Annotated in this window: 1 pseudogene; it reads right to left on the bottom strand. The window is 61.8% G+C overall.

Annotated features, from left to right (window positions below):
* Positions 1-537: 537 nt before the first annotated feature.
* Positions 538-687, bottom strand: a pseudogene (locus tag CDN38_RS31480) (hypothetical protein); the annotation flags it as partial.
* Positions 688-970: the final 283 nt, after the last annotated feature.

Here is a 970-nt window from a genome sequence, read left to right as displayed (position 1 = left end):
ATTCGTTCGCGATACGCGCAGCACCGGCCATCGTGAACAATCAAGGCCGACAACCACACCCGCTACCCGACGACCTCGCAACGCCATCCCCACGATCCGTAACGACGTGCGCACCACCGTGAGCAATCGCTCAAAGCCGCTGACACCGTCCGCAGGGCCACTCGCGGGCATGACGCCGGCAAGAAGCTCAACGGAGGCAAGCGTCACGTGGTCGTCCGCATGCTGGGCCTGCTGATCGTTGTGCCGGTGACCGCGGTCAGCATCCAGGACCGCGACGGCGGGCGCCGGGATTCTCGAGCGCGCCCCGCATACCTATGCCATCGATCGTGCTGGTGTGGGCTGACGCCGGTTATGCGCGCGAGCTCGTCGCCTGGGCCACGCACCATTTCGCATCGCATTGGAGAGTGTGCGCAAACCCAAGGGCCGAAACACCTTTGAGGTGTTGCCACACCGCTGGTTGGTCGAACGCGCAAGCGCTGTGCAAAATGGCCATGTTCGGCCTAATGGTTTCCCGCCTCGAACCACCGCCCGGGCCGCGCCCGGAATGTTGACCTTGCCCACCTGATAGCGATGTTGGGCCGTCATGCCGTCGGATTCCAGCGCGTCGCCGTGACCGGATGCGATATCGGCCATGCTGTGCAAGGCCTCGCTCCCACGATGGTAACAGTAAGAATGGTCATGCGGATTAAAGAGCTTTCGGTAATACAGTGACTCTTGGTCATAGAGAAAGGCTGGTGTGGTTGAGAAAGGCGAAACACAGGTCGTAGTTGGAGCCGATGCGGTTGAGAGAGTGGAGCATCCCGGGTTTGATGCACACCTCGTTTTGTGTGACCCGGGGTGTCCGAGCTGACGGTGAGCGTAGTACCTGGACCCCTGATCCGTTTTCCTGGCCTCCGATTCCCGCTTTGCCTTTCGCGCGCTCCGGGCCCGCAGGTGCTGTCAAGCGTAGTTTGCTTGATGGCGCCGAGGA

It is taken from the genome of Mycobacterium ostraviense (assembly GCF_002705925.1).
In the GTDB taxonomy this organism is placed as follows: Bacteria; Actinomycetota; Actinomycetes; order Mycobacteriales; family Mycobacteriaceae; genus Mycobacterium; species Mycobacterium ostraviense.
This window is presented reverse-complemented; position numbering and strand designations above follow the sequence as displayed.